Origin of the sequence: Marinobacter albus, assembly GCF_030238305.1 — a bacterium.
GTDB classification, from domain to species: domain Bacteria; phylum Pseudomonadota; class Gammaproteobacteria; order Pseudomonadales; family Oleiphilaceae; genus Marinobacter; species Marinobacter albus.
Map to the genome: position 1 here is coordinate 215,878 of NZ_JASSQD010000002.1, position 24,787 is coordinate 240,664.

The following is a 24,787-nucleotide window of genomic DNA, read 5'->3' on the forward strand; positions in this document are numbered from 1 at the left end:
CGAGTTCAAAGCCGGCTCACCCTGGTCATTAATTTGCGCCAGCCGATGGGCAGCCGCTTTTCCAGCGCCAACAGGGCCGGGTCCCGTTCATGCAGGGCTTCGAAGGGTTTCTTGCTGGCGTAGATAACCGTGTTGTTGGTTTTGCTGCGGAACATCAGAAGCACCGGAAACTGTTTGCGCAGCTGCCGAAAATACGGACCCTCGGGGTCCGGGGTCCGATGGTAGTTCAGGGCCAGCCAGCCCGACGGACTGAGCGCGCGGCTGCAGTGATTGATGAACATCCGCTGGGCCTGGGCCGGGCTCATGCGGTCGGCATTGTAGAGATCGGCGAGGATCATATCGGTACTGGCATCCGGGAGCAGCTCCAGGGCATTGCGGGCATCGCCGACAGAGACGGTCAGCCGGTTGCTCTGGGGCAGGCTGAAGAAGGCCCGGGACACATCCAGCACGGCCTGTCGCAGTTCCACGGCATGGATGTGGCATTCCGGGTAAAGGTGGTGGAAGGCGCTGGCCATGACCCCGCCGCCAAGGCCCAGAATGGTGACGTGCCCGGGTGAGGCGAAGGCCGCTGGCAGCATCATCGCGCGGTTGTATTCGTGGACCGGCAGGTAGGGCCGACGGCGGTCGATCTTGCTCTGCTCAAAAACGGAGTTGAAGGTCAGGACCCGATGCTTGCGGTAGTCGATCACCAGGATGCTGCCGAGGGTATCCCGAACATGGTGAATGATTTCCCCCTTGTTGAGCATCGGTCGGTCACTGACTCAGTTTGGCGATCGTGTCCTGGGCTCCGGCCGCGCGGGCGTGGCCGAGCGCGGTGGTGCCGTCGACATCGGTTGCCTCGGGGTTAGCGCCTTTTTCCAGCAGCAGTTGCACGGTGTCAGCGTGATTGCCGGCGGCGGCGAGCATCAACAGGGTTTCCCCGTTGCTGGTGCGGATATCCACCGGCACGCCGGCGTCCAGCAGGGGCACAAGCAGGCCTGCGGCGCCTTTGCGGGCCAGTTCGAAAAGGCCCTGGGCAAAGGCAATGGCGTCTTCATCCATCTGGTTTTCTGGTGGCTGTGGTTGGCCGGAATTTTGGTCGCTCATGGTGGTTCCCGTGGTGGTGAGTGAGCCTGTACTAGTCGCCGGGCGTAGAAACTTCGCCGTCTGCTAATCTGGACAGACCGGCAATACCCTTGCTAAAACCCTTTTATCACAGATCGGGTCTGTTCCAGACACCATGACTGAGATATAAGCCAACGATCAACAGGAGGCAACGCCGTGAAACTAAAGGTTCAAGGCATCGAAGAAGGTCAGCCGGTACCGGAAAAGTTCGCGTTTGGCGTTTACAGCGAAGAAGATCATATGAATTTCGGGCCCAATCGCAACCCGGAGACCGTTTGGGAGGACGCACCGGAAGGTACCAGGAGCTTCGTGGTCATGATGTTCGATCCGGATGTACCAAGTGTCGCGGACGATGTGAACCAGGAAGGCAAGACCGTGGCAAAAGACCTGCCCCGGGTGGATTTCTTCCACTGGCTGCTGGTGGATGTCCCCGCCACCATCAGCCGCATTCCCGAGGGTGAGGACAGCGATGGCGTCATTCCCAAGGGCAAGGAGCCTGGTCCGGGCCCCATCGGCATCCGCGGGGTAAACAACTACACCCAGTTCCTGGCCGGCAACCCGGATATGGCCGGTACCTACGCCGGTTATGACGGCCCCTGCCCGCCCTGGAATGATGAAATCATCCACCACTACCATTTCGAGGTTCATGCCCTGGACGTGGAAAGTCTGGGCCTGAGTGGCGAATTTGATGGCAATGATGTGCGCGAAGCCATGGCCGGTCACGTTCTGGCCAGTGCCCGGGTGACAGGGACCTATACCCTGAACCCTGAGCTCCGTTGAGCTCAATCCCGCCTTAAGTACCCATTATCTGGTATCCATGGAACCGGCACTGTCCGGTTCCGGCTTTCCCTCCAAAGCCCCCTGTGCCCTGATTCATTCTTCTGCCGTCCGCCGGGTTGGTTCAGGCATCCTCGGCAATCAGCGCCTCAAAGCTGGTGACGTCTCCGGGCTTGTCCGGATCGTAACCGGGCAGCTCCTGCAGGCGGGCAATGAAGGGTTCAGAACGCATCAGGTCAATAAGATGACTGAGGCTGGTCCGGTTTACCCGGTCTTCGCGGTAGAGCAGCAGATAGTGCTCACGGGCCAGCTCGAGGAATCCCAGGTCAAACTGTTGGGCAGCGGCTTCCACGCCGAATCCGACGTCCGCCATGCCGGCGGCGACAAAGGCGGCCACGGCGGTGTGGGTGAATTCGTGCTGAGGCGATCGGTTGATGCTGTCCTCCCCCAGGCCCTGTTGCTGAAGCAGGAGGTTAAACAGAACGCGGCTGCCTGAATGCCGGTCCCGGCCGATGAAACGCAGCTGGGAGGCGGCCAGATCCTGCAGGCTCCGGATCCGGTCCTGGTCGGCCTTGCGCATCATCAGGCCCTCGCGACGGGTGACGAAGCGGATCAGCCTCAGGTTGTCGTTGGACAGATGCTGCCGGTAGTGGGCAAGGATGTCCCGGGCCCGCTCCGGGCACGTGGGGAAGTGGAAGCTGGCCAGATCACATTCGCCGTTGGCGAGTGCCGACAGGGCTTCTTCGGGATTGCGATACTGGAGGTTGGTCTCGACCTGGTCCGAGAATTCCGGCAACAGGGCCACCGCGTATCCGTGGCTGGCGTAAAGCTGCAGGACGGGATGGCTGCCGGCCAGCAGTTGCTGGATCTGGTCGTTGAGTTCCGAGGCCATGCTGTCGATCTGGGGGCCGAGCCGTGCCTTCACCCGCTGGTCGGCCCACAGCAACTTGTCGCCGAGTTCCGAGAGTCGGGTGCCCTGGCCCTTCTGCATCACAACCAGTGGCATGCCAAAGAAATCGGTACCACGATGAAGGAGGTTCCAGGCGTGCCGGTAGGAGATACCGGCCCCTTGCGCTGCGGCGGTCAGTTTGCCGGTGTCGCGGATGCTCTCGAGAAGACGGAACAGGATCGGCTCGAACAGTTCGCCGTCGTCGGTGCGAAAGACCCAGGCGGGTGTGATGTTCAGCTTCTTACTATGCATAGAGTTTCATATTCCGTGGCCGAAGGCAGGGTGCTAGCGTAGGCCTATTACTCTATCAGAACAAAAGCAGGTAGGAATAGTTATGCATATCTCGGAGCGGGCCAAGCAACCAGTGGATGGTGTCATGATGGCCGGCGCAGGGGACTGGACGCCTGACATGATTCGGGAGGAAGTGGACGCCCTGAAGCACAAGCCCGGCGCCCTGCTCCCAATCCTCCATGCGGTCCAGAACCGGATTGGCTACATCCCCGAGGGTTCGGTTGCCATCATCGCCGAATCCCTCCAGCAGACCCGGGCCGAAGTGCACGGGGTGATCAGTTTTTACCACCATTTCCGCACGCAGCCCGCCGGCAGCCATGCGGTGCAGGTATGCCGGGCCGAAGCCTGCCAGGCCATGGGTGGCCGGACTCTGGAGGCGCACGTTCGGCAGCGGCTCGGGGTGGACTATCACGGCACCACGGCGGATAACGAATTTACCCTGGAGCCGGTGTATTGCCTGGGCAACTGCGCCTGCGCACCCAATATCCGGGTCAATGACGACATACACGGCCGCATGACCCCGCAGAAGTTCGACCGGCTGACGGACAGGCTGATCACCGCCACCCTGGAACTGGAATAACCACAGGAGCAACCATCATGGTGACGAGAGTGTACGTGCCCTGTGATACCACTGCGCTGTCGCTTGGTGCCGATGAGGTAGCGCGCCAGATTCAGGTCCAGGCAGACCGGCGTGGACACCCCATCGAGCTGGTGCGTAACGGCTCCCGTGGCCTGTTCTGGCTGGAACCACTGGTGGAAGTCGAGACGCCCAACGGCCGCGTCGCCTATGGGCCGGTGGAGCCGGACGACGTTCCGGCCCTGGTGGCGGCAGGCCTGTTCGAGGCAAGCACCGATCATGCACTGTGCCACGGGGACATCGAGACATTGCCCTATCTCCGGCGACAGCAGCGCCTGACCTTTGCCCGCATCGGCATCATCGACCCGCTGTCGATTGCCGACTATCGGGCCCACGGCGGTTTTGCGGGACTGGACAAGGCGGTGACCCTGGCCCCACAAGCGATTGTGGACGAAGTCAAAACCTCCGGCCTGCGCGGCCGCGGCGGCGCGGCGTTTCCCACCGGGATCAAGTGGCAGACGGTGCACGACGAAGCCTGGCAACAACAGAAATACATTGTCTGCAACGCCGATGAGGGCGACTCCGGCACCTTCGCCGATCGGCTGGTCATGGAGTGCGACCCGTTCATGCTGATCGAGGGCATGATCATCGCCGGACTGGGCGTTGGTGCCACCCAGGGCTATATCTATCTGCGCTCGGAGTACCCGCTGGCCCATCGCATTCTCAACGAGGCCATCGAGCGGGCCGGGGCCGCGGGCTATCTGGGCCATGATGTCCGGGGCAGCGGCCGGGCCTTCCACCTGGAAGTCCGGCTGGGGGCGGGGGCCTACATCTGTGGCGAGGAAACGTCGTTGCTGGAGAGCCTGGAAGGCAAGCGTGGGATGGTGCGGGCCAAACCGCCGCTTCCGGCCATCAAGGGATTGTTTGGTCAGCCGACCGTGGTCAACAACGTCCTATCCCTGGCGGCGGTGCCGTTCATCCTGGCCCACGGCGGCCAGGCCTATGCTGATTACGGCATGGGCAGATCCCGCGGTACCCTGCCCATCCAGCTGGCGGGCAATATCCGGCAGGGCGGCCTGATCGAGCTGGCCTTCGGCACCACGCTCAGGGCCATACTGGAGGATTTCGGCGCTGGCACCGTCACCGGGCGGTCGATGAAAGCCGTCCAGGTGGGTGGACCACTGATGGCCTACCTGCCCGAAAGTCAGTGGGATACGCCACTGGATTATGAAGCCTTCGCCGAACTGGGCGCGGGCATTGGGCACGGCGGCGTGGTGGTGTTTGACGACACCGTGGACATGGGCGAGCAGGCCCGCTTCGCCATGGAATTCTGCACCGTCGAGTCCTGCGGCAAGTGCACACCCTGCCGCATCGGCTCGGTGCGCGGGGTGGAGGTGATCGACCGCATACGTGCCGGCGACCACCCGGATGCCAACCTGGTACTGCTGGAAGAGCTGTGCGAGACCATGGTGGATGGGTCGCTGTGCGCCATGGGGGGCATGACCCCGTTTCCGGTGCAGAGCGTGATCAGACATTTTCCGGACGACCTGACGGTCCGACCGACGCGCGTGGAGGCATGACCATGCTGGACTACTACGACCCGAGCAAGACCGATCCCGGCACCGGTGGCCTGAACCCCGACCTGGACTACGGGACGCCGCCGAGTCCCTCGGATGCCCAGGTGTCAGTGTCGATCGACGGCACCACCATCCGTGTGCCCGAGGGCACCTCAGTGCTGCGGGCTGCGGCACTGGCGGGTATTAACATTCCCAAACTGTGTGCCTCGGACAACCTGGAGGCCTTCGGCTCCTGTCGGCTGTGTGCGGTCGAGATCGAGGGCCAGAGGGGCTACCCGGCCTCCTGCACCACGCCGGTGGCCGAGGGCATGGCGGTCACCACCCAGAATGCCAAGCTCGCCAGACTACGTCGCAACATCATGGAGCTGTATATCTCCGACCACCCGCTCGACTGCCTGACCTGCCCGGCCAACGGTAACTGCGAACTGCAGGACGTGGCCGGCACCGTGGGCCTGCGGAAGGTACGTTACGGCTTCCAGGGCGAGAACCATCTGGACGCAGAGACGGACGACTCCAACCCCTACTTCAGTTTTGATCCCAGCAAGTGCATTGTCTGCTCGCGCTGTGTGCGTGCCTGTGAGGAAGTGCAGGGCACCTTTGCCCTGACCATCGAGGGCCGGGGCTTCGAGTCCAAGGTGGCCGCGGGCCAGAGTGAGCCGTTCATGGATTCCGAATGTGTGTCCTGCGGTGCCTGTGTCCAGGCCTGCCCCACCTCAACCCTGATGGAAAAGAGTGTGATCGACGCTGGTCAGCCTGAGCACAGCGTGGTCACCACCTGCGCCTACTGCGGGGTGGGCTGCTCGTTCAAGGCGGAAATGAAAGGCGATCAGCTGGTGCGGATGGTGCCTTACAAGGGCGGCGACGCCAACCACGGGCATTCCTGTGTGAAAGGCCGCTTCGCCTTTGGTTATGCCACCCACAAGGACCGGATCAAGGAGCCGATGATCCGGGAGGCCACCAACGCGCCGTGGGAAGTGGTGTCCTGGGACGAGGCCATCGCGTTTGCGGCGAACAAGCTCAAGGACACCCAGGCCAAATACGGCCGGGAAAGCATCGGTGGCATCACCTCCTCGCGCTGCACCAACGAGGAAACCTACCTGGTGCAGAAACTGATCCGGGCCGCGTTCGGTAACAACAACACCGACACCTGTGCCCGGGTCTGCCACTCCCCGACCGGTTACGGTCTGAAAACCACCATCGGAGAATCCGCCGGTACCCAGACCTTCGACTCGGTGATAAAAGCCGACACCATAGTGGTCATTGGGGCCAACCCCACGGATGCTCACCCGGTGTTCGCCTCCCAGATGCGCCGTCGCTTGCGCGAGGGCGCGACACTGATCGTCATCGACCCGCGCCGGATCGATCTGCTGAGCACGCCCCACGGCGGCAAGGGCCTCCACCTGCCGCTGCGCCCGGGCACCAACGTGGCCATGGTCAATGCCCTCGCCCACGTGGTGGTGACCGAGGGTCTGGAGGACACGGCGTTTATCGAGAGCCGCTGTGAGCCCCGGCAGTACAATGAGTGGCGGGAGTTTATCGCCGGGGAGCGGAACTCGCCCGAGGCCATGGAAGCGGTCACCGGGGTGTCGGCACAGCTGGTGCGGGAGGCCGCCCGGGCCTACGCCGAAGCCGGCAATGGCGCCATTTACTATGGCCTGGGGGTCACCGAGCACAGCCAGGGCTCGACCATGGTGATGGGCATCGCTAACCTGGCCATGGCCACCGGCAATATCGGCCGGGAAGGCGTGGGCGTGAACCCGTTGCGTGGCCAGAACAACGTCCAGGGCTCCTGCGACATGGGATCCTTCCCCCACGAACTCCCGGGCTACCAGCATGTCGGTGATCCGGCGGTGCGGGCCCGGTTCGAGGACGTCTGGGGCGTGACCATTGACGACGAGCCCGGGCTTCGGATTCCCAACATGTTTGACGCCGCTATCGCCGGCAGCTTCAAGGCCATGTACGTGCAGGGCGAGGACATCGCCCAGTCCGACCCCAATACCCAGCATGTGGAGGCCGCCCTGTCGGCCCTTGATTGCCTGATCGTGCAGGATATCTTCCTGAACGAGACCGCAAAGTTTGCTCATGTGTTACTGCCCGGCGCCACCTTCCTGGAGAAAAACGGCACCTTCACCAACGCCGAGCGCCGCATCAACCGGGTGCGCAAGGTGATGGCGCCGGTGGCCGGGCTGGAAGACTGGGAGGTGACCATGGCGTTGTCCAATGCCCTGGGCTATCCCATGGATTACCGTCACCCGTCCGAGATCATGGACGAGATCGCCCGGCTGACCCCGACCTTCACCGGTGTCAGCTACGAAAAGCTGGACCGGCTCGGCAGTATCCAGTGGCCCTGCAACGAGGCGCACCCGGACGGAACCCCGACCATGCACACCCTCGATTTCCCCATCGGCAAGGGCAGGTTTGCGGTCACCGAGTATGTTGCCAGCGAGGAGAAAACCAACCGCAAGTTCCCGCTGTTGTTGACCACCGGCCGGATCCTCTCCCAGTACAACGTCGGCGCCCAGACCCGGCGTACGGAGAACAGCCAGTGGCACCACGAGGACGTGCTGGAGATTCATCCCAGCGACGCCGAGCTCCGGGGGGTCCACGAGGGCGACTGGCTGGGTGTCAGCAGCCGGGTCGGCCAGACCGTGCTGCGGGCCAGGATCAGCGAACGCATGTTGCCGGGGGTGGTGTACACCACCTTCCACCATCCGGGCAGTGGCGCCAACGTGATCACCACGGACAGCTCGGACTGGGCCACTAACTGCCCGGAATACAAGGTCACGGCGGTGCAGGTGGAGAAGGTCACCCAGCCCTCGGCCTGGCAGCGCCACTTCGAACAGTTCGACCAGCGCCAGCACCAGTTGCTGACCCCGGCCGCCATCCACGCGGAGGCCTCCGATGCCACGGCACTCAAGTAGTCCGGTGATTGTTCATCCGCTCGATAGTCACCAGGCTCTGCCGGCGGCGGTCAGTTCCGCCCCGGTGGAGGGGCGCGGCGGCATCAAGGGTGCTGCGACCGGGCAGGACGCTGTGGCCGAAGAAGTGCCGGTGGCGATGGTCTACAACGGCGTCTCCCATGCCGTGATGATGGCGTCGCCGTCTGATCTGGAAGATTTCGCCCTGGGCTTCAGCCTGAGTGAAGGGATCCTGGATCGCGCCGAGCAACTGTTTGATCTGGACATCCAGGTTACCGGCGATGGCGTGTCGGTGGAGATGCGCATCGCCGGCGACCGGTTCACCCGGTTGCGGGAACAGCGCCGGAACCTGACCGGTCGGACCGGGTGCGGTCTCTGTGGCACCGAATCCCTGGCCCATGCGGTACGGCCGATTCCGTCGGTCCCGCCCTGGCCGGTGCCCGTGGACGCCGTCGTGCAGGCGGCCCTGGCGCAGCTGAAGGAGCATCAGGCCCTGCAGGCCCAGACCGGGGCCACCCACGGTGCGGCCTGGTGCGACGCTACCGGCCGGATCCTGCAGGCCCGGGAAGACGTCGGTCGCCACAACGCCCTGGACAAGCTGATCGGCGCCCGCATGCGGAGGTACGGCGCCGATGCCTTTGACGACGGCTTCGTCCTGATCTCCAGCCGGGCCAGTTTCGAGATGGTGCAGAAGAGCGCCTGTGTCGGTATCTCCTGTCTGGTGGCGGTGTCGGCCGCTACCGCGTTGGCCATTCGGGAAGCCCGCACAGCCAACATGACCCTGATCGGCTTCGCCCGACCCGGCCGACACGTGATCTATAACCGGGGGGACGCCCCAGCCTGCGAGGAGACGTCGGAATGAGTGATCAGCAGCTCCAGCATCTGATCAAGATGGTCAACCAGATCAGTGCCAACAATCTCCACCATGGCGATGCGGAGCAGTCTGCCGAGGTGATCGCGACCCACCTTCGGAAGTTCTGGGCTCGCAGCATGAAGCAGAAGATCATTGATTATGCCGAGTCTGATGGCCTGGAACTTTCCACGGTCTCCCGGCTCGCCGTGAAACGACTGTCAGAGCCCCAGGAAGCGTGAGGATTCACCGGGCGTTTTGTTTTCGACCTCGCTCACGGTCGCGGAAAGGTTTACTACGACGGTTTTATCACTCGGCCGACACCTGATTCCAGTGCCGGCCGGTTTCTTTGGGCAGGTCAATAGCCTGACCCGTTAACGCCTGTCTTCTCCCGCTGGTTGTTGAAGGCAAGCTGGGTTGTTTTCACATTTGAGGTCCTCACTGCTTACGCCTTCGGCTAGAACTGAGCCGCTCATGGCGAAAGCGAGCAAGAGTCCGGCCAGTGTTAGGGTTTTCATCGCTATGTCCTCCATGTCTGTTGCTGCCATCCGCCTCCGACAGGCCAACGGAGGTAGATGCCTTACAACGTTTGGACACCTAAACAGGCGAAGGGTTGCGCATTCATTCATTAATTCTTTCTTCCCCGGACTCGCCTGACGGGTAGAATGCCCGAATGAACCGTTCACACTGGGTATTTCGTCTCTCCTTTCTGGCCATTGTCGCGCTGGTGATGGCGGCCACCTGGCTGGTACTTCGCCAACTGGGGATGCCGGCCAGTCTGTCGCCCGCAGCCATCTCCGACTGGCTCAACCAGCAAGGCATGTTCGGGCCGCTGTTGCTGATGCTGATGATGATCCTCGGGGTGGTTGTCGGGCCGATTCCAACCTTGCCGATCAGCGCGGCCTCGGGTCTTGCCTTCGGCATGGTCAAGGGCACGGCGATTGCTGTGGCAGGCGCTATGATCGGCGCTATGATCGCGTTTTACCTGGCCCGGGTACTGGGCCGAGAAGTGGTCCAGCGCAAGCTTGAAAACAATCCGGTGTTTTCTGTGAACGGCTCGCAGCGGTTCCTGTTTGTTGCGGTCCTGATTACCCGGTTGATCCCCCTGTTCTCGTTCGCCCTGATCAGCTATGCGGCGGGCGTCACGGCGATTCGGGCCTGGCGTTTCGCCCTGGCCTCGGCCATCGGCATGTTACCGATGACCTTTGTCTTTGCCGGGCTCGGCCACAGTTTTGAGTTCAATCCGTTACTGACCGTTGCCGCCGCCGCCCTGATTCTGGTGATCATGAGCACCCTGCCCTGGTATCTGAGCCGCAGGCCGCAGTCCCGTCTTTCGCGCTGGCTTCACCTTAGCTCCTGATCCTGGCGTTTCTCGATCCGTTAAACCGCTTCACCGAATCTCGATTTACGACCCCTCATGGCCCCCGCTGGTCTACGCTTGTCAGAAGGCATTGCCGGCCAATAATCAGGGGGGAAAGGGTCGTGGACAAAGTGTGTGTAGTGATAGGTGTGGGCGAGGGCAATGGTGAGGCCCTCGTGCGGCGTTTCAGCGAAGAGGGCTATCGGGTGGCGATGCTGGCGCGAAGCAGGGAGTATCTGGAATCCCTGGCACAGAGCGTCGCCAATAGTCACGCCTTCTCCTATGACGCCACCGACACCGACAAGGTGGGTGAGACGTTCAAGGCGATCGAAAAGCAACTCGGCCCGGTCTCGGTGCTGCTCTATAACGCCGGTGGCGGCGTGTTCAAGAGCGCCGTGGACGCCAGCCTGGAGGATTTCGAGGCCAACTGGCGGCTGAACGTCAAAGGCCTGGTGGCCGCCACCCAGGCCGCCTTGCCCCAGTTGCGGCAGCACGACCGCGCGAGCATTGTCGTCACCAGTGCTTCGGCCGCCCTGCGGGGCCGGGCTAACACCGCACCCTTCGCCTCCGCCAAGGCGGCTCAGCGCAGCCTCGCGCAGTCCCTGGCGCGGCAGCTGGGGCCAGAAAAGATCCATGTGGGGATAGTCGTCATCGACGGGGTCGTGGATCTGCCGCGCACCCGTAAGGCGATGAGCGACAAACCGGACGACTTCTTCGTGCAGCCTTCGGCGGTGGCCGATGCGGTCTGGATGCTCACCCAGCAGGATCCGTCAGCCTGGACTTTCGAACTGGATGTCCGGCCCTTCGGCGAGTCCTGGTAAGGGGCAGCGTTCAGGCCTGATGGGTGGCCAGGATTTTCTGCAGGAAATCCCGGGTTCGGGGGTCCCTGGGATGGTAGAAAATCTCACTCGGCGGCCCTTGTTCCACGATCCGGCCGCCATCTATAAAGATGACGCGGTCCGCGACGTCCCGGGCGAACGACATTTCGTGGGTCACCAGCAACATGGTCTGGCGCTCCCTGGCCAGCTGCTTCATCAGCGACAGCACTTCGTCCACCCATTCCGGGTCAAGGGAGGAGGTGGGTTCGTCAAACAGGATGACCTCGGCACCGGCAGCCATGGCCCGGCCAATGCCGACACGCTGCTGCTGGCCGCCGGACATGGAGGCCGGGTAGGCGTCGGCCTTGTCTTCCAGGCCAATGCGCCGGAGAATTTCCCGGGCCCGCTCATGGGCCTTGGCCTTGGGCCAGCGATCCACCACCAGCAACCGTTCGGCAATGTTTTCCAGCGCCGTCTTGTTGGCAAACAGGGCGTAGTTCTGGAAGACAAAGGCGGTCTGCCGGCGCAATTCCAGAATGTCGGCTTTACGGGCCCGGTTCACATCCACGGTCAGGTCGCCAACGGTGATCTCCCCGCCGGTCGGCTGTTCGAGAAAATTCACACAGCGTAGCAAGGTGGATTTGCCGGTACCGGAGGGGCCGATAATCACCACGATTTCGCCCTTCTCGATGGTCAGGTCGATACCGTCGAGCACCACGGCCTCGCCAAACTGCTTGCGTAGTCCCTTGAGTTCAATCATCGGCTGTAGGCCTTGTTCAGGCGGGTTTCCAGATTGCCCTGCAGCCAGGACAGCATCTCGACCACGATCCAGTACATCACTGCCGCGACAATGAACGCCTCAAAGTACAGGAAACTGCCGGAGGCCTCCTTCTGGGTGGCCCCCATCAGTTCGGTGACACCCAGCGTGAAGGCCAGCGAGGTCGCCTTGATCATGTCGATGAAGTAGTTCATCAGGGTGGGCAGGGCCACCCGGGTGGCCTGGGGCAGGACGATCCGGCGCATCAGCTGACTGTTGGTCATGCCGATGGACAGCGCGGCCTCGGTCTGACTGCGATCGACGCCGACGATGGCGGCCCGGATGGATTCGGCCATGTACGCCGAGAAGTGCATGGTCAGGCCCATGATGGTGGCGGTGATGCCGTCGATCACGGTCAGGGCACTGAACAGCTGGGGCAGCCCGTAGTAGAACAGGAACAGCTGGACCAGCAGCGGCGTGCCGCGGAAAAACGAAATAAAGATGATGGTGAACTGGTTCAGCACCGGAATCCGCAGCACCCGGATGACCGCAAACAGGCACGCCAGAATCAGCGCCAGCACCATGCCCACGGACGCCAATTGCAGGGTCAGCGGCAGGTACCCGAGTAGGACGGGGACCAGCCCCAGCATGTAATCGACGTCGAGCGCGCCCATAGTTCAGAGTCCTGTGCCGTTAGGGGGACGTGATGTCGGTGCCGAACCATTCCTCGGAAATTTCACGCAACGTGCCTTTTTCTCGAAGCGCGCTCAGGGCTGCATTTACTTCGTCCCGCAGGGCCCGGCCTTCCTCGGTGTCCTTGAACGGGTAGGCGTTGGTGATCTGGGAGAAGGTGGGGCCGGCCAATTCCAGCGGCAGGGGTTTTTCCTTGATGATCTGGCTGGCGCTGACCCGGTCCATCACAAAGGCGTCGACGCGGCCCAGCGCGGTATCCCGCTCGATATTGCTGTCGTAGGTCTTGATATCGATCTCGTCGGCATAGGGTAAATCGCGCAACAGGGCCTCGAAATTGGAGCCGAGGTTCACCGCCACGGTCTTGCCCTTCAGGTCCTCGACTCCTTCGATCTCGGTATTGCCGGCCTTGGTGACCACCTGTGCGCCGTCGTAGACGTACGGCTCACTGAAGATGTACGCCTTCTGGCGCTCCTCGGTGATGGTGATCTGGTTGGCCACGGTATCAATCCGCCCCGCGCCGAGCATGCCGAACAGGCCCGAGAAGGCCGCGGTCTTGTACTCCACCTCGCGACCCATCTCTTTGGCCACAGCATTCATAACGTCGACTTCGAATCCCTTCAAAGTGTCCTGCTCAACGAAGGTGAACGGGAAATACTGGCCGGACATGCCGACCCGGATTGTGTCGTCCTGGGCCAGGAGCGGGGTCGCGACCAAAGACAGTACTAACAGTGTGGTTGCTAACAGGGTTTTCATGGTCAGGTCCTTCCGGGTTGTTGCCGTGCTTTCGTCAGCGACGGTGGCACGGACTGATGACTTGGAGAGCCGGGATCAAAAAACTGCGCCGATTCTAACAACCTTCGCCGGCTCATCCGATACGGGCTTACCTTAAGACGTCGGCCGCCCTCGGGTTAAGCCGGGTATTACTCGGGCGCGTCTTAAATGACAACTCCCTATACTTTAGCGGACCTGTCCTCAGAGTCACCAGATCTGTGCCGGATGTAACAAGCGAGTACCCGCAGTGTCTAAGGGTTGGTTGCGTGTTTACTGCGCAAAAAACGAAACGAGGTTGAAGGGGTGCCAGCCATGGGCACACTCACTTATAGCATCCGAAGGGCGCGGAATTGGCAGCTGAGTTGTTGGCTGGGAGTGTGTCTGTTGCTGGGCTCCGCCGGGGGGCACGCCCAGCAGAAGAACGGTTTTGACCTCCAGTCCGCGCTAATTCCAGCGGAACAGATCCTGCGGGGTGGCCCGCCCCGGGACGGAATTCCGGCGATCCGGGAGCCCAAGTTCGAACGCCCGGATAGCACACAGCCTTGGCAGCCGGATGACCTGATGTTGACCTGGGACGGTGACGGTGAGAGTCGGGCCTTTCCGGTGGGTATTCTGAACTGGCACGAAATCGTCAATGTACAGCTGCCTGACCAATCGCTGCTGATCACTTTCTGCCCCCTGTGTGGATCAGGCATCGGATTTGATCCGGTCGTTGACGGTCGGGAACTGAGTTTCGGTGTTTCGGGCCTGCTCTATAACAGCGATTTGCTGATGTATGACCACCAAACGGAGTCGCTCTGGTCGCAGATCGAGGGGCGGGCAGTCTCCGGCCCCTTGGCCGGTAAATCACTGGAGCGGGTGCCGGTGCGTCACGAGTTGTGGCAACAGTGGCGCGACCGGGTTGGTGACCGGGCGAGGGTGTTGTCGACCGACACCGGCCACCGTCGCAATTACCGGCAGTCCCCATATGGCAACTATGATCAGTCGGAGCGGCTTCACTTCCCGGTATCCAAGACCAGCCGCAAGTATCATCCGAAGACCTGGGTGCTGGGCTGGAGTCACAACGGCGAGGCAAAGGTATGGCCTTTTCCCGAGTTGGCCAGGCACGAAGGAGCACTCAGGGATGAGGTTGGAGGGAAGGCCGTAACTGTCCATTATGACCCGGACGTCCCATCAGCGGAGCTTCGGGATGAGAACGGCGCACTGCTGCCGGCAACCCGGGCGTTCTGGTTCGCCTGGTACACCTTTCACCCGGATACGCTAATTTTCGAGAGCAATTAATTTCAGCAATTGCTGTAATAGTTGCATAAGTCATGTGTCTCTTGAGTGGCCGCCTGAAAAGGCGGTTGCGGACCCTAAGGGTTCCCTCACTAACTCTGTGATCAGGGAGAGAGGTCATGACTACAATCCATCCACTTCGACAAGCCATTCGCACGAGCCATGATCACCGACGTACCACTTGGTGGTCGGCAGTTCTGATGACCGCGATGCTGGCTGGCCCTGGCGGGGCGGCAGCGGCCTGCGGCCCCTGTTCGCCCTGCAAGGGTAAATGCGGCGCCACCCAACAGTGCAAGGCCAAGTGCAACCCGTGCAGCGGCAAGAACCCATGCAGTGGTAAAAATCCGTGTGCGGCCAAGAATCCATGCGCTACCAAGAACCCCTGCGCTACGAAAAGCTGCAACCCGTGCGCCGCGACCGGCCAGTGCGCCGCCAAGCCCAATCCCTGTGCCGCCAAGCGGGTGACCCGACCGGCCGGTTACCAGCCGTACGAGGGCAATCCCTGTGCGCTAGTGGCCACCGGTGAGAAACTGTTCAACGATACCTCGCTGAGCAGCAATGGCCTGTCCTGCTCCAGTTGCCACAACGACGGCGCGGGCTACAAGGCCACTTTCGCGGATGCCTATCCGCACTCCGTGGCCATGGCCCAAAACATATTCGGCATGGAGTCCGTGCACATGGATGAAATGGTCCAGGTCTGCATGGTGCAGCCCATGGCCGATGAGCCGCTCCCGTGGGACAGTGAGGAGCTGGCGGCACTGACGGCTTACATGCTGAAGGTCCAGGAGCAATGGCAATGACCGAGCTTCGCATACCAGACCTGAAGATGCTGGGTGAACCCTGCATTCGCGCCAGCCTTGAGGCCGTGGCCGAGATCCGCGAATGCTACCGGGTGTTGAAAAAGGGTGACCTGAATATCGTCGGCGAAGTGCTTCGCGGGCAAGGGCCTTTTTACGAGCTGGATCACTACCCGAAAGACGACGTTTTCGACGCCTCCACGGGCTCGCAGTACTATTACCACGCGCACCGCAGTGACCATCCGGAACACGGGCATTTTTACCTGTTCCTGCGGGATGCTGCCCTGCCGGAGCTGGCGGCGCCTAGTCGTCCTGCTGCGGCCGTTGCCAGCGGTCGCGCAGAGCTTCGGATACCCGGTCACTGATTCGGTCGATAACCGCCGGGTCTACCCGGGCGGATGAGTGCGCCCGCATCAGCTCGGTACTCGCGCGTAGATTGCCAATGAACGACCGGCAGTGCCTGCACATCGTCAGGTGCATTTTCACGGACAGGTTCCGGCCGGCGCTGAGTTCCCCGTCTATGTAGTCACTGGCAATGCCAGCCAGTTCGCGACACATTAGCATTCGCCGGTCTCCTGAAAGGTTTCCACCATCAATAGGATTTTCTGCCGAGCGCGGTGAAGCATCACACGCAGGTTAGAGGCGCTGACGTCGAGAATGTTACAGACGTCCTCGGATTTATGCTGGTGAGCCTCGTACAGAATCAGGGCCGAGCGCTGGGTTTCCGGCAGGTGACTCAGGTGTTTGTCGAGACAGTCACTCAGGGCCTCGTTTTCCATCAGAGCGTCAGCGGATTCGTCGAAGCGCAGCTTCGGGGGCGAGGCCCAACGACCTGAGGTATTGAATCGGCTGGCCAGCTCCGGATCGAGGCGCTCGGAAAAGTCGGTGGGGATTTCCCGTTGGCTGGATCGCAGTTTGTTTTTGCATCGGTTGGCGACAATTCGATGCAACCAGGTTTTCAGACCGGAGCGCCCTTCAAATTTCTGGATCGCATCGATAACGGAAACCCAGCAATCCTGAACGATTTCTTCAGCGCTGCTTGCATCCAGATAGTATCGGGCCACCGCGAGCATGCCAGGGCTGAAGTGCGCGACTGCCCGGGCGTACGCTGACGACTCGCCGCGTTTCAAGGCTTCAACCAGGCTGCTTTCGTCAAGGTCTGTTTGTTGAATCACGCGTACTTACTCTGTCGGTCGTTGGTCCCGGCCCCTGGTCAGTACAAGAGAGCCGCGGTTCCCGGAACCGGAATAAAAACGGAAGATTGTCTGCAAGTTTAGGACATGTCAGGTGTTTTTGACGGGATTGTTATGAATTTGTGACCTCTTTGGGCAGAAAACCACGTACCCTTCGAAAAGGATGCTGCCGTCAGTGCCGAGGATTTTTGACGGCATCTGTAACAACGGAAACGTTATTGAGTCAGTGATGCAACCAATCAACGACGCGGGATAAAGTGATGAACCGGAAAAAGTGGCTGATGATACTGGCGATTCTGGTGGTGGTGATTGCCTTCTGGAGCAGCGGTGCCCACGACTATCTCACCCTCGAATCCCTCAAAGCCCACCAGCAGAGCCTGGACGCCTGGATTGCCGGTAATGTCTGGCTGGCGGTGGGCGGCTACATGCTGGTTTATATCCTGGTCACTGCATTATCACTTCCGGGCGCCACCATCATGACCCTGGCCGGCGGTGCTTTCTTTGGCAATCTCTACGGTCTCGCCGCGGTGTCAGTTGCTTCCACGATCGGTGCCTCCATTGCCTTTCTGGTGGCCCGTTTTCTGGCGCGCGACAGCCTTCGGGAAAAATACGCTGCCACCGTCGCCCGGATGGACCGGGGCATTGCAAAGGATGGCGCCTTCTATCTGGCCACGCTTCGCCTGGTCCCGGTTTTCCCGTTCTTCCTGATCAATATTGCCATGGGGCTGACCGGCATGAAGTTGCGCACCTATGCCCTGGTCAGTTGGATAGCAATGCTTCCCGGCACCTTTGTGTACGTCAACGCGGGTACCCAGTTGGCTCAGATTGAATCCACCGGCGACATCGTTTCCGCCGATCTCTTGCTGTCATTTGCCCTGCTCGGCCTGTTCCCCCTGATAGCCAAGTTCGTGGTGGGGTTCATCCGCCGTCGCCGGGTATATGCCGGCTGGAGGAAGCCGGAATCGTTTGATTACAATCTGCTGGTGATTGGCGGTGGCTCCGCCGGTCTGGTGTCTGCCTACATTGCGGCGGCGGTCAAGGCCAAAGTGGCGCTGATCGAAAAACACAAGATGGGGGGCGACTGCCTCAACACCGGCTGTGTTCCCTCCAAGGCTCTGATACGCAGTGCCAAGGCGGCGGACACCCTGCGCCACGCGGATCGCTATGGGCTGGAAGCCGTGCCGGTGAAGGGCTCGTTCAAGACGATCATGGACAGGGTCCAGAAGGTAATCGCCAAAGTCGAGCCCCACGATTCCCCGGAGCGTTACCGCAAGCTGGGGGTTGAGTGCATCTCCGGTGAAGCCAGCTTCGTATCTCCCTGGGAGCTTGAGGTAAAGCACAGCGATGGCCGCACCGAGCGACTGACCGCCCGCAGTATCGTGGTAGCCACGGGCGGTAAACCGGCGATGCCGCCGATTCCGGGATTGAAGGAGATGGAACCGCTGAACTCCGACAACCTGTGGTCACTCGACACCCAGCCGGAACGCTTGCTGGTGCTTGGTGGAGGGCCTATCGGATCGGAACTCGCCCATGCCTTTGCGCGGCTGGGTAGCCAGGTGGTCCAGGTTGAAATGGGCGACCGGTTGCTGGCCAGGGAAGACAGCGACGTGTCGGAACTGGTGAAAAACCGCTTCGAACAGGACGGCATTGATGTGCGCCTGGGCCATGCCGCCAGGGAGTTTGTCATTGAGGACGGTGAGAAGGTGGTCTACTGCGAACATCGGGGTGAGCGGGTGCGGATTGTATTCGATCAGGTGCTGGTGGCGGTTGGTCGGGCGGCCAATACGGACGGTCTTCATCTCGACCGGATCGGTGTGGAAACACTGCCTAATGGCACGGTCCCGGTGGATGAGGACATGAGTGTGCGCTACCCCAACGTCTTCGCCTGCGGCGATGTGGCTGGCCCCTACCAGTTTACCCATGCCGCCGCGCACCAGGCCTGGTATGCCGCTGTGAATGGGCTGTTTGGCCAGTTCAAGCGCTTCAATGTGGATTACCGGGTCATGCCCTGGGTCACCTTTACCTCGCCGGAAGTGGCCCGGGTGGGTCTGAGTGAGGCGGAGGCCAAGGACCAGGGTTTGGCCTACGAGGTCACCCGCTACGGTCTGGATGATCTCGACCGTGCCATCGCCGAGAGCGATGACCATGGTTTTATCAAGGTGCTGACCCCGCCGGGCAAGGACAAGATCCTGGGGGCCGTAGTGGTGGGTACCCACGCCGGTGAAATCCTGGCCGAATTTACCCTGGCCATGAAACACGGGCTGGGACTCAACAAGATTCTCGGCACCATCCATCCCTACCCGACCTGGAATGAGTCGGCCAAGTTCGCGGCTGGCGAGTGGAAGCGGGCTCATGCGCCCCAAGGGGTGCTGAAACTGCTGGAAAAACTGCACGGCTGGCGCCGTGGAAAAGACACCAATGTATCAAGGAGCGCTTATGCCCCTGACTGAAGTACGACCAGCCCGGAAGCGTATCCCGGCGGTGGAAATACTTGAGCCTCGTGCCTTCGACAGCTGGACCCATACCCGCCAGGGCGACCCCCGGGGTTACATCGATGCGGACAAGCTCAAGGAGCTGTGGATTCACACCGGGACGGCGTGCAACCTGGCCTGCCCGTTCTGTCTGGAGGGTTCTCACCCCGGAGACGGCCGTATCCCGGGCATGAAGCTGAGCGATGTGAAGCCGTTTATCCATGAAGCCCTGGACATGGGTGTCGAACAATTCTCCTTCACCGGCGGCGAGCCCTTCGTGATCCGGGATTTCGTTAACATCCTGGATTACGCCAGTCAGCGCCGGCCCTGTTTCGTGTTGACCAACGCCACCGAGCCCTTGCTCAAGCGCCGGCACCAGGTGCTGCCGTTACTGGACAACGCCTACCCGATTCATTTCCGGGTCAGTCTGGATTTCCCGGATCTCGCCCGGCACGACAGGGATCGGGGCGAGGGCAGTTTCGAGCAGGCGCTTGAGGGCATTCGCTGGCTGCTGGAGCAGGGCTTCAAGGTGTCGATTGCCCGCCAGACCGATCCGGAGGAAATTCCGGCGGACGTGGAGGCCGCCTTCCGGGAAATCTTCCGGGCGCGGCAGATTCCGGAGAACCTGGCGTTCACTGCGTTTCCGGATCTGGGCACGCCGGGCTCGGAAGACGGAAGCCCGGAGATTACCGAGGCGTGCATGGAGAAGTATCCGACGCGGGAGAGTCGGGCGCACTTCATGTGTACCTATACGCGGATGCTGGTGAAGAAGGGCGATAAGGTTCGGGTGTATGCCTGCACGCTGGTGGATGATGATCCGCAGTACGATCTGGGCGGGTCGCTGGCGGAGAGCATGGATGAGCGCATTATGCTGCGGCATCACCGGTGCTTTTCCTGTTATCGGTTTGGGGCGAGTTGTTCGGCGCCCGGTTGATTGTCGCAGCCTGCTTGTTGGGAGTTGGCGGCCTGCGGGGCGGGAATTAACTTCCTTGGAAAAATAACTCGCTTCGCTCAGACATATTTTTCTGGCGGAAATTAATTCCCGCCCCACAGACCGCACGTAACGCCGTGCTGGTCGTTGGTAAAGACTTGGAATACTGAGATGACGACATTTGAAGGTGCCCTGTTCTGGGGGTTTCTGGTGGTTTACGGCATTGTGATGTATGTGCTGTCGCCTCGGAGCAAGAACGCGAATTCCTTTTATAAAGGTGCTGACGATCAGGGTAATCCGGTGAGTCAGTGGTCGCTGACGGCGAGTATCTTTATCAGCTGGATTTTTGCCAAGTCCGTGACCAACGCCGCCAATCTGGGTGCCGCCTATGGCGTCACCGGGGGCCTGGCCTACGCCAGTTACTGGCTGTCGATTCCGGTGGCCGGTTACATCATCTATCTGATCCGGACCCAGACCGGGGCCCGGAGTCTGCAGGATTTCCTGACGTCGCGGTTTGGCCGGCTGGCCTCTCTGGCCTTTGCGGCGGCGATTCTGATCCGGTTGTACAACGAGGTCTGGAGCAACACGGCGGTTGTGGGTGGTTACTTTGGCTTACCCGGCGAATGGGAGTACTACGCGGCGGCCATGCTTTTCACGGTATTTACCCTCGCCTACAGCCTCAAGGGTGGCTTGCGGTCGTCGATCTTCACCGATGTGATTCAGGCGTTTGTGTTTGTCTTCTTTGTTGGCGCGGTGTTGTTCCTGATCATTCCTGCCAATGACACGAGTGCCCTTCTGAGCAATGGCGAGTTCAGGTTGGATGCCGGCTTTGACCTGTTGCTGGTGGCGTTGCTGCAGATGTTCAGTTATCCGTTCCACGATCCGGTCCTGACCGACCGGGGCTTTGTGAACAAGGAAAAGACCATGCTGAAGAGTTTCGTGGTCGCCGGGCTGCTGGGTTTTGTGGCGGTGTTTATCTTCAGTCTCGTGGGCGTGCATGCCCGTCTCAATGGCATTGACGCCATGGGCAACGCTCCGGCGGCGGTTGGCCAGTCCCTTGGTCTGGCGGCGCTGTTCTTCATGAGCGTGGTGATGATGACCTCGGCCGGTTCGACCCTGGACTCCACTTTCACCTCGTTGGCCAAATCCCTGGCGGTGGACCTGCCGCGGCTGGCCAGACGGGCAAAGAACCGTCTACCCAGTATCCGGGTGGGTGCGGTGGTCATGGTGATCTTTGCCATTGCCGGCAATCTGCCAATGTTTGCCGGCACCGATATCCTCAAGGCGACCACCATTTCCGGCACCATGGTGATGGGGCTGGCGCCGGTGTTCCTGTTCTATGGCTTCACCCGCTGGTCGCCCTGGAGCTTCCATCTGAGTTTCTGGACCGGCCTGGGGCTTGGTGTGCTGCTCGCGACCGGTCTGATTCCGGACAGCTGGGCCATCGGTGATGGCAAGTACGCCATGCTGCTCGGGGTAAACGCCTATGGCTTCCTGATCTGCTCTTTCGGGTTCTTCGTGCCGCTCGCGCTGCGCCGTCTGGCTGGTCGCTCTTTGGCGGCCGGGGAGGCCTGAGGTGGTGTCATGAGTGCAGGCCGGAGTTGTCCGCTAGCCTACCGTTATCGTCCCGACGCCCTGTGTGAACAGGCTACGCCTGTGTCTGAGGAAGTGCTCTACATCGTCGGCGGACTTTACGGCAATCCCTATGCCCTGGACGAAATCGAGCGGATGGTCGCTGCCGAGGAGCGCCTTGGGCATCGGGTCCGGCTGGTATTCAACGGTGACTTCAACTGGTTCAACGCCCGTGATGACCTGTTTCGCGACATCAATACGCGGGTCCTCGAACATACCGTCAGTCTGGGCAATGTTGAATACGAGCTTGCCAACCCGAGTGCTGAAGCTGGCTGCGGCTGTGCCTACCCCGATTTTGTGGATCAGGGAGTGGTTGAACGTTCGAATCGGATCATGGTTCGGCTTCAGGGGGTGGCTGACCGCCACCCTGATCTCCAGAACCGGCTGTCACTGCTCCCCCGATACCTGTGTCTGATATTTGGAGGCCTAAAGATTCTGGTTCTGCACGGCGATCCGGAATCCCTGGCCGGCTGGGGGCTGGCCCACGAGTCCTTTAGTGCAGCTAATGAATTGGTGGTGCAGGAGTGGCTGCGTGCCACCGGTGCCGATGTCATTGCCTGCACTCACACCTGCCTGCCCGTGCTCTGGTCGGGGCGGGTTCAGGGCCGGGTGCGCACAGTGGTCAATAACGGCTCGGCGGGCATGGGTAACCTGCGGGAGGATCCCCGGGGCCTGATTACGCGGATTGGTCTTTCCCGCCCCCCGATCGAGGCCGTGGCAGGCTGTGAGCAGCCGGGCGCTCTTGTCTCCCTGCTGCCCGTAGCCTTTGATGCCCAAGCCTGGCTGGAGCGGTTCGACGATCTCTGGCCAGCGGGCTCGGATGCTGCGGAATCCTATCGACAGCGAATTCTCGCGGGCACTTCCCTGGATCCCGGTGAGATGGTTTTTCCTTCCGTTTCCTAACCATTTTGTCACTGGCGAATGCCTCAATCCGGTCTATTCTGAAAGAACGAGTCGGGGCCCGCTTCAGGGGTGCCGAGGAAAGCTGACTTGAATTATATTTTGTGGTCTATATAATTCAGCACTAACTTTTTGAGGCGAATTGATCACGTTATGACATCTGAAGGATCGAATACCACCGCCATCTCGCTTCGCACACCGGTGAAGGATGATGGCTACAGGCTCCACCAGCTGGTGGCAGAGTGCCCGCCGCTGGACCCCAACTCGATTTACTGCAATCTCTTGCAGTGCAGCCACTTTGCCGAGACCGGCGTGGCCGCGGAGAAGGAAGGCGATCTGGTCGGCTTTATCTCCGGATACATCCCTCCCCAACAGCCCGAGACCGTGTTTGTCTGGCAGGTGGCCGTTCACGAGAAAGGTCGTGGACAGGGCCTGGCCAAGCGGATGCTGAAAGAGATCGTTGCTCGTGATGCGTGCAAAGACGTCACGCACATGGAGACGACGATCACGGCTGACAACGAGGCCTCATGGGCATTGTTCCGCTCATTCGCCCGTGATATGGGAGCCGAGCTCACCTACCACGAGCACTTCGAGAAAGAGACCCACTTTGGTGGGCAGCATGATTCCGAATTTCTGCTGCGCATTGGGCCCTTCACGAAGCCTGTCTGAGAGCCCCGGTCCACGCCGGTGACCGCCGGCCGTGAACGACTGTGAGACTGTGTTTTGGACTAGCCGGCAGACCACTGAGGTAGGTCTGCCATCAGGCTTTAACCAACGCACGGCGGGCTTATCGCGACCGACTCTGCATTACCCGATAGGCCCCCCGCGCATCTACCTCGAACCTGACATGCTAAGAGGCAAGACAATGGAAATTTTCAAGTCAACTGAATCCGAAGTACGTGTTTATAGCCGTGCGTTTCCGGTCATTTTCAATCGCGCGAAGAACGCGCACCTGTACACCGAAGACGGCAAGGAATACCTGGATTTCCTGGCCGGTGCCGGTTCCCTGAACTATGGCCACAACAACGATATCCTGAAGAAAGCCCTGCTTGAGTACATCGAGGATGATGGCGTGAGCCAGGGACTCGACATGTTTACCACGGCCAAGCATGACTTCATGGAATCGTACAAGAAGCACATCCTTGATCCGCGAGGCCTGGACTACAAGATGCAGTTCACTGGCCCGACCGGTACCAACTGCGTTGAAGCTGCCCTGAAGCTGGCCCGCAAGGTCAAGGGCCGCAGCGGTATCATCTCCTTCACCAACGGTTTTCACGGTGTAACCATGGGCGCCGTGGCCACTACCGGCAACAAGCATCACCGCGGTGGTGTCGGTACGCCACTGGGTAACGTTGATTTCATGTTCTACGACGGCTACCTCGGGGACGATGTGGACACCCTTGCCATCATGGACAAGCTGCTGAGCGATGGCTCGTCCGGCTTTGAATTGCCGGCGGCGGTGATCGTTGAGGCTGTGCAGGGCGAAGGTGGTCTGAACGCCTGTCGCGCAGAATGGCTGAAGGGTCTTTCCGAGCTGTGCAAGAAGCACGACATCCTGTTGATTCTGGATGATATCCAAGCCGGTAACGGCCGCACCGGTGAGTTCTTCAGCTTTGAGTTCGCGGGCATCAAGCCCGATATCGTGACCGTGTCCAAGTCCCTCAGTGGGTATGGCCTGCCGATGGCGCTGGTACTGTTCAAGCCGGAGCTGGACGTCTGGGATCCGGGCGAGCACAACGGTACCTTCCGTGGCAACAACATGGCCTTCATCACCGCGCGCACGGCTGTCGAGACCTACTGGAAAGACGACGCCTTCGCCAATGAGGTGAAAGCCAAGACCAAGGTGCTGAGCGATGCCCTGCAGGTAATTTGCGACAGGTATCCCGGCCAGTTCAAAATGAAAGGTCGTGGTCTGATGCGCGGTATCGAAGCCAAGAACGCCGATCTGACCGGTCCGATCACCAAGCGCGCGTTCGAGCGTGGCTTGATCATTGAGACCAGTGGTCCGAACGACGAGGTCATCAAGTGCCTGATGCCGCTTACCACCAGTGAGGATGACCTGAAGAAGGGCGCCGCGCTGCTGGGTGAAAGCGTCGACGAGATCATGCAGGAAGGGGTCAGCGAGGCATCCTGAGATGTTTCA

General features: G+C 60.9%; 25 protein-coding genes. 17 read left to right on the top strand and 8 right to left on the bottom strand.

The window, feature by feature from the left end:
• Positions 1–5: 5 nt before the first annotated feature.
• Together QQF73_RS12515 and QQF73_RS12520 are read right to left on the bottom strand one after the other, a co-directional pair.
• A complete protein-coding gene (locus tag QQF73_RS12515) occupies positions 6–746 on the bottom strand; it encodes a spermidine synthase (protein WP_285368429.1) in 741 nt (246 codons plus the stop codon).
• A gap of 7 nt (positions 747–753) precedes the next feature.
• The gene (locus tag QQF73_RS12520) at positions 754–1,086 is read right to left on the bottom strand and encodes an ankyrin repeat domain-containing protein (protein ID WP_219867583.1); all 333 of its coding nucleotides are present in this window, start codon (positions 1,084–1,086) and stop codon (positions 754–756) included.
• Positions 1,087–1,260: 174 nt separating this feature from the next.
• On the opposite strand from QQF73_RS12520, the gene QQF73_RS12525 reads away from it, so the two are divergent.
• On the top strand, positions 1,261–1,884 hold the full coding sequence (locus QQF73_RS12525) for a YbhB/YbcL family Raf kinase inhibitor-like protein (RefSeq protein ID WP_219867584.1): 624 nt from the start codon (positions 1,261–1,263) through the stop codon (positions 1,882–1,884).
• A 121-nt stretch (positions 1,885–2,005) separates the two neighbouring features.
• Here the strand turns inward: QQF73_RS12525 and QQF73_RS12530 are convergent, their stop codons facing one another.
• Positions 2,006–3,082, bottom strand: coding sequence for a substrate-binding domain-containing protein (locus QQF73_RS12530; protein ID WP_285368430.1), 1,077 nt, complete (start codon positions 3,080–3,082; stop codon positions 2,006–2,008).
• 127 nt (positions 3,083–3,209) lie between these two features.
• On the opposite strand from QQF73_RS12530, the gene QQF73_RS12535 reads away from it, so the two are divergent.
• The 7 genes from QQF73_RS12535 (at position 3,210) to QQF73_RS12565 (ending at position 11,224) form a co-directional block, all read left to right on the top strand.
• On the top strand, positions 3,210–3,701 hold the full coding sequence (locus tag QQF73_RS12535) for a formate dehydrogenase subunit gamma (RefSeq protein ID WP_425607961.1): 492 nt from the start codon (positions 3,210–3,212) through the stop codon (positions 3,699–3,701).
• A 17-nt stretch (positions 3,702–3,718) separates the two neighbouring features.
• Complete coding sequence (locus QQF73_RS12540) at positions 3,719–5,278, top strand: formate dehydrogenase beta subunit (RefSeq protein WP_219867587.1); 1,560 nt, start codon at positions 3,719–3,721, stop codon at positions 5,276–5,278.
• Between the two features lie 2 nt (positions 5,279–5,280).
• On the top strand, positions 5,281–8,196 hold the full coding sequence (gene fdhF / locus QQF73_RS12545) for a formate dehydrogenase subunit alpha (protein ID WP_285368432.1): 2,916 nt from the start codon (positions 5,281–5,283) through the stop codon (positions 8,194–8,196).
• On the top strand, positions 8,177–9,055 hold the full coding sequence (gene fdhD / locus QQF73_RS12550; protein WP_219867589.1) for a formate dehydrogenase accessory sulfurtransferase FdhD: 879 nt from the start codon (positions 8,177–8,179) through the stop codon (positions 9,053–9,055). The genes fdhF and fdhD overlap by 20 nt, the downstream gene beginning before the upstream one ends.
• Positions 9,052–9,285 (top strand): formate dehydrogenase subunit delta, encoded by a 234-nt coding sequence (locus tag QQF73_RS12555; RefSeq protein ID WP_219867590.1) that lies wholly within the window; start codon positions 9,052–9,054, stop codon positions 9,283–9,285. The genes fdhD and QQF73_RS12555 overlap by 4 nt, the downstream gene beginning before the upstream one ends.
• Positions 9,286–9,716: 431 nt before the next feature.
• Positions 9,717–10,403 carry a TVP38/TMEM64 family protein gene (locus tag QQF73_RS12560; RefSeq protein WP_219867591.1) on the top strand — a complete coding sequence of 229 codons (687 nt, stop codon included), beginning with the start codon at positions 9,717–9,719 and terminating at the stop codon, positions 10,401–10,403.
• A gap of 122 nt (positions 10,404–10,525) precedes the next feature.
• A complete protein-coding gene (locus QQF73_RS12565; protein ID WP_219867592.1) occupies positions 10,526–11,224 on the top strand; it encodes an SDR family NAD(P)-dependent oxidoreductase in 699 nt (232 codons plus the stop codon).
• 10 nt (positions 11,225–11,234) lie between these two features.
• On the opposite strand, the gene QQF73_RS12570 is transcribed toward QQF73_RS12565, so the two are convergent.
• From QQF73_RS12570 to QQF73_RS12580, 3 genes are read right to left on the bottom strand one after another with little or no spacing between them, the layout of a single operon-like run.
• A complete protein-coding gene (locus QQF73_RS12570; protein WP_285368433.1) occupies positions 11,235–11,981 on the bottom strand; it encodes an amino acid ABC transporter ATP-binding protein in 747 nt (248 codons plus the stop codon).
• Positions 11,978–12,652 carry an amino acid ABC transporter permease gene (locus QQF73_RS12575; RefSeq protein ID WP_285368434.1) on the bottom strand — a complete coding sequence of 225 codons (675 nt, stop codon included), beginning with the start codon at positions 12,650–12,652 and terminating at the stop codon, positions 11,978–11,980. Before QQF73_RS12575 ends, QQF73_RS12570 begins: the two co-directional genes overlap by 4 nt.
• Before the next feature lie 19 nt (positions 12,653–12,671).
• Positions 12,672–13,424 (bottom strand): amino acid ABC transporter substrate-binding protein, encoded by a 753-nt coding sequence (locus QQF73_RS12580; RefSeq protein ID WP_219867595.1) that lies wholly within the window; start codon positions 13,422–13,424, stop codon positions 12,672–12,674.
• A gap of 393 nt (positions 13,425–13,817) precedes the next feature.
• Here QQF73_RS12580 and QQF73_RS12585 point away from each other — a divergent pair, with 393 nt between their 5' ends.
• The 3 genes from QQF73_RS12585 to QQF73_RS12595 all read left to right on the top strand — a co-directional run bounded on the left by QQF73_RS12585 (position 13,818) and on the right by QQF73_RS12595 (position 15,882).
• Positions 13,818–14,723 carry a DUF3179 domain-containing protein gene (locus tag QQF73_RS12585; RefSeq protein WP_416383213.1) on the top strand — a complete coding sequence of 302 codons (906 nt, stop codon included), beginning with the start codon at positions 13,818–13,820 and terminating at the stop codon, positions 14,721–14,723.
• Between the two features lie 116 nt (positions 14,724–14,839).
• The gene (locus QQF73_RS12590; RefSeq protein ID WP_285368435.1) at positions 14,840–15,520 is read left to right on the top strand and encodes a c-type cytochrome; all 681 of its coding nucleotides are present in this window, start codon (positions 14,840–14,842) and stop codon (positions 15,518–15,520) included.
• Positions 15,517–15,882: a DUF6969 family protein gene (locus QQF73_RS12595; protein WP_285368436.1), complete on the top strand. Its 366-nt coding sequence runs from the start codon at positions 15,517–15,519 to the stop codon at positions 15,880–15,882. Before QQF73_RS12590 ends, QQF73_RS12595 begins: the two co-directional genes overlap by 4 nt.
• On the opposite strand, the gene QQF73_RS12600 is transcribed toward QQF73_RS12595, so the two are convergent.
• Both QQF73_RS12600 and QQF73_RS12605 read right to left on the bottom strand, forming a co-directional pair.
• Positions 15,821–16,081, bottom strand: coding sequence for an anti-sigma factor family protein (locus tag QQF73_RS12600; RefSeq protein ID WP_285368437.1), 261 nt, complete (start codon positions 16,079–16,081; stop codon positions 15,821–15,823). The genes QQF73_RS12595 and QQF73_RS12600 overlap by 62 nt on opposite strands.
• Positions 16,075–16,692 (bottom strand): RNA polymerase sigma factor, encoded by a 618-nt coding sequence (locus QQF73_RS12605; protein ID WP_285368438.1) that lies wholly within the window; start codon positions 16,690–16,692, stop codon positions 16,075–16,077. Before QQF73_RS12605 ends, QQF73_RS12600 begins: the two co-directional genes overlap by 7 nt.
• A 278-nt stretch (positions 16,693–16,970) precedes the next feature.
• Between QQF73_RS12605 and QQF73_RS12610 the strand changes: the two genes are divergently transcribed.
• The 6 genes from QQF73_RS12610 (at position 16,971) to ectB (ending at position 24,778) form a co-directional block, all read left to right on the top strand.
• On the top strand, positions 16,971–19,160 hold the full coding sequence (locus tag QQF73_RS12610; RefSeq protein WP_285368439.1) for an FAD-dependent oxidoreductase: 2,190 nt from the start codon (positions 16,971–16,973) through the stop codon (positions 19,158–19,160).
• Entirely contained in the window at positions 19,147–20,115 is a 969-nt protein-coding gene (locus QQF73_RS12615; protein WP_285368440.1) for a radical SAM protein, read from the top strand. Before QQF73_RS12610 ends, QQF73_RS12615 begins: the two co-directional genes overlap by 14 nt.
• Positions 20,116–20,283: 168 nt before the next feature.
• Positions 20,284–21,687: a sodium:solute symporter family transporter gene (locus QQF73_RS12620; protein WP_219867603.1), complete on the top strand. Its 1,404-nt coding sequence runs from the start codon at positions 20,284–20,286 to the stop codon at positions 21,685–21,687.
• A 9-nt stretch (positions 21,688–21,696) separates the two neighbouring features.
• Positions 21,697–22,647 carry a metallophosphoesterase family protein gene (locus tag QQF73_RS12625; protein ID WP_285368441.1) on the top strand — a complete coding sequence of 317 codons (951 nt, stop codon included), beginning with the start codon at positions 21,697–21,699 and terminating at the stop codon, positions 22,645–22,647.
• A 150-nt stretch (positions 22,648–22,797) separates the two neighbouring features.
• Positions 22,798–23,313, top strand: coding sequence for a diaminobutyrate acetyltransferase (gene ectA / locus QQF73_RS12630; RefSeq protein WP_219867605.1), 516 nt, complete (start codon positions 22,798–22,800; stop codon positions 23,311–23,313).
• 196 nt (positions 23,314–23,509) lie between these two features.
• Positions 23,510–24,778, top strand: a complete 1,269-nt coding sequence (gene ectB / locus QQF73_RS12635; protein ID WP_285368442.1) for a diaminobutyrate--2-oxoglutarate transaminase — start codon at positions 23,510–23,512, stop codon at positions 24,776–24,778.
• Positions 24,779–24,787 lie beyond the last annotated feature (9 nt).

What these genes read in the sequence shown, in the direction of transcription:
- QQF73_RS12575 (WP_285368434.1), bottom strand. Translation starts at nt 12,652, where the DNA reads ATGGGCGCGCTCGACGTCGATTACATGCTGGGGCTGGTCCCCGTCCTA.
- QQF73_RS12595 (WP_285368436.1), top strand. Translation starts at nt 15,517, where the DNA reads ATGACCGAGCTTCGCATACCAGACCTGAAGATGCTGGGTGAACCCTGC.
- QQF73_RS12610 (WP_285368439.1), top strand. Translation starts at nt 16,971, where the DNA reads ATGAACCGGAAAAAGTGGCTGATGATACTGGCGATTCTGGTGGTGGTG.
- ectA (WP_219867605.1), top strand. Translation starts at nt 22,798, where the DNA reads ATGACATCTGAAGGATCGAATACCACCGCCATCTCGCTTCGCACACCG.
- fdhD (WP_219867589.1), top strand. Translation starts at nt 8,177, where the DNA reads ATGCCACGGCACTCAAGTAGTCCGGTGATTGTTCATCCGCTCGATAGT.
- QQF73_RS12625 (WP_285368441.1), top strand. Translation starts at nt 21,697, where the DNA reads ATGAGTGCAGGCCGGAGTTGTCCGCTAGCCTACCGTTATCGTCCCGAC.
- QQF73_RS12535 (WP_425607961.1), top strand. Translation starts at nt 3,210, where the DNA reads ATGGCCGGCGCAGGGGACTGGACGCCTGACATGATTCGGGAGGAAGTG.
- QQF73_RS12580 (WP_219867595.1), bottom strand. Translation starts at nt 13,424, where the DNA reads ATGAAAACCCTGTTAGCAACCACACTGTTAGTACTGTCTTTGGTCGCG.
- fdhF (WP_285368432.1), top strand. Translation starts at nt 5,281, where the DNA reads ATGCTGGACTACTACGACCCGAGCAAGACCGATCCCGGCACCGGTGGC.
- QQF73_RS12615 (WP_285368440.1), top strand. Translation starts at nt 19,147, where the DNA reads ATGCCCCTGACTGAAGTACGACCAGCCCGGAAGCGTATCCCGGCGGTG.
- QQF73_RS12515 (WP_285368429.1), bottom strand. Translation starts at nt 746, where the DNA reads ATGCTCAACAAGGGGGAAATCATTCACCATGTTCGGGATACCCTCGGC.
- QQF73_RS12590 (WP_285368435.1), top strand. Translation starts at nt 14,840, where the DNA reads ATGACTACAATCCATCCACTTCGACAAGCCATTCGCACGAGCCATGAT.
- QQF73_RS12555 (WP_219867590.1), top strand. Translation starts at nt 9,052, where the DNA reads ATGAGTGATCAGCAGCTCCAGCATCTGATCAAGATGGTCAACCAGATC.
- QQF73_RS12540 (WP_219867587.1), top strand. Translation starts at nt 3,719, where the DNA reads ATGGTGACGAGAGTGTACGTGCCCTGTGATACCACTGCGCTGTCGCTT.
- QQF73_RS12620 (WP_219867603.1), top strand. Translation starts at nt 20,284, where the DNA reads ATGACGACATTTGAAGGTGCCCTGTTCTGGGGGTTTCTGGTGGTTTAC.
- QQF73_RS12570 (WP_285368433.1), bottom strand. Translation starts at nt 11,981, where the DNA reads ATGATTGAACTCAAGGGACTACGCAAGCAGTTTGGCGAGGCCGTGGTG.
- QQF73_RS12560 (WP_219867591.1), top strand. Translation starts at nt 9,717, where the DNA reads ATGAACCGTTCACACTGGGTATTTCGTCTCTCCTTTCTGGCCATTGTC.
- QQF73_RS12520 (WP_219867583.1), bottom strand. Translation starts at nt 1,086, where the DNA reads ATGAGCGACCAAAATTCCGGCCAACCACAGCCACCAGAAAACCAGATG.
- QQF73_RS12600 (WP_285368437.1), bottom strand. Translation starts at nt 16,081, where the DNA reads ATGCTAATGTGTCGCGAACTGGCTGGCATTGCCAGTGACTACATAGAC.
- ectB (WP_285368442.1), top strand. Translation starts at nt 23,510, where the DNA reads ATGGAAATTTTCAAGTCAACTGAATCCGAAGTACGTGTTTATAGCCGT.
- QQF73_RS12530 (WP_285368430.1), bottom strand. Translation starts at nt 3,082, where the DNA reads ATGCATAGTAAGAAGCTGAACATCACACCCGCCTGGGTCTTTCGCACC.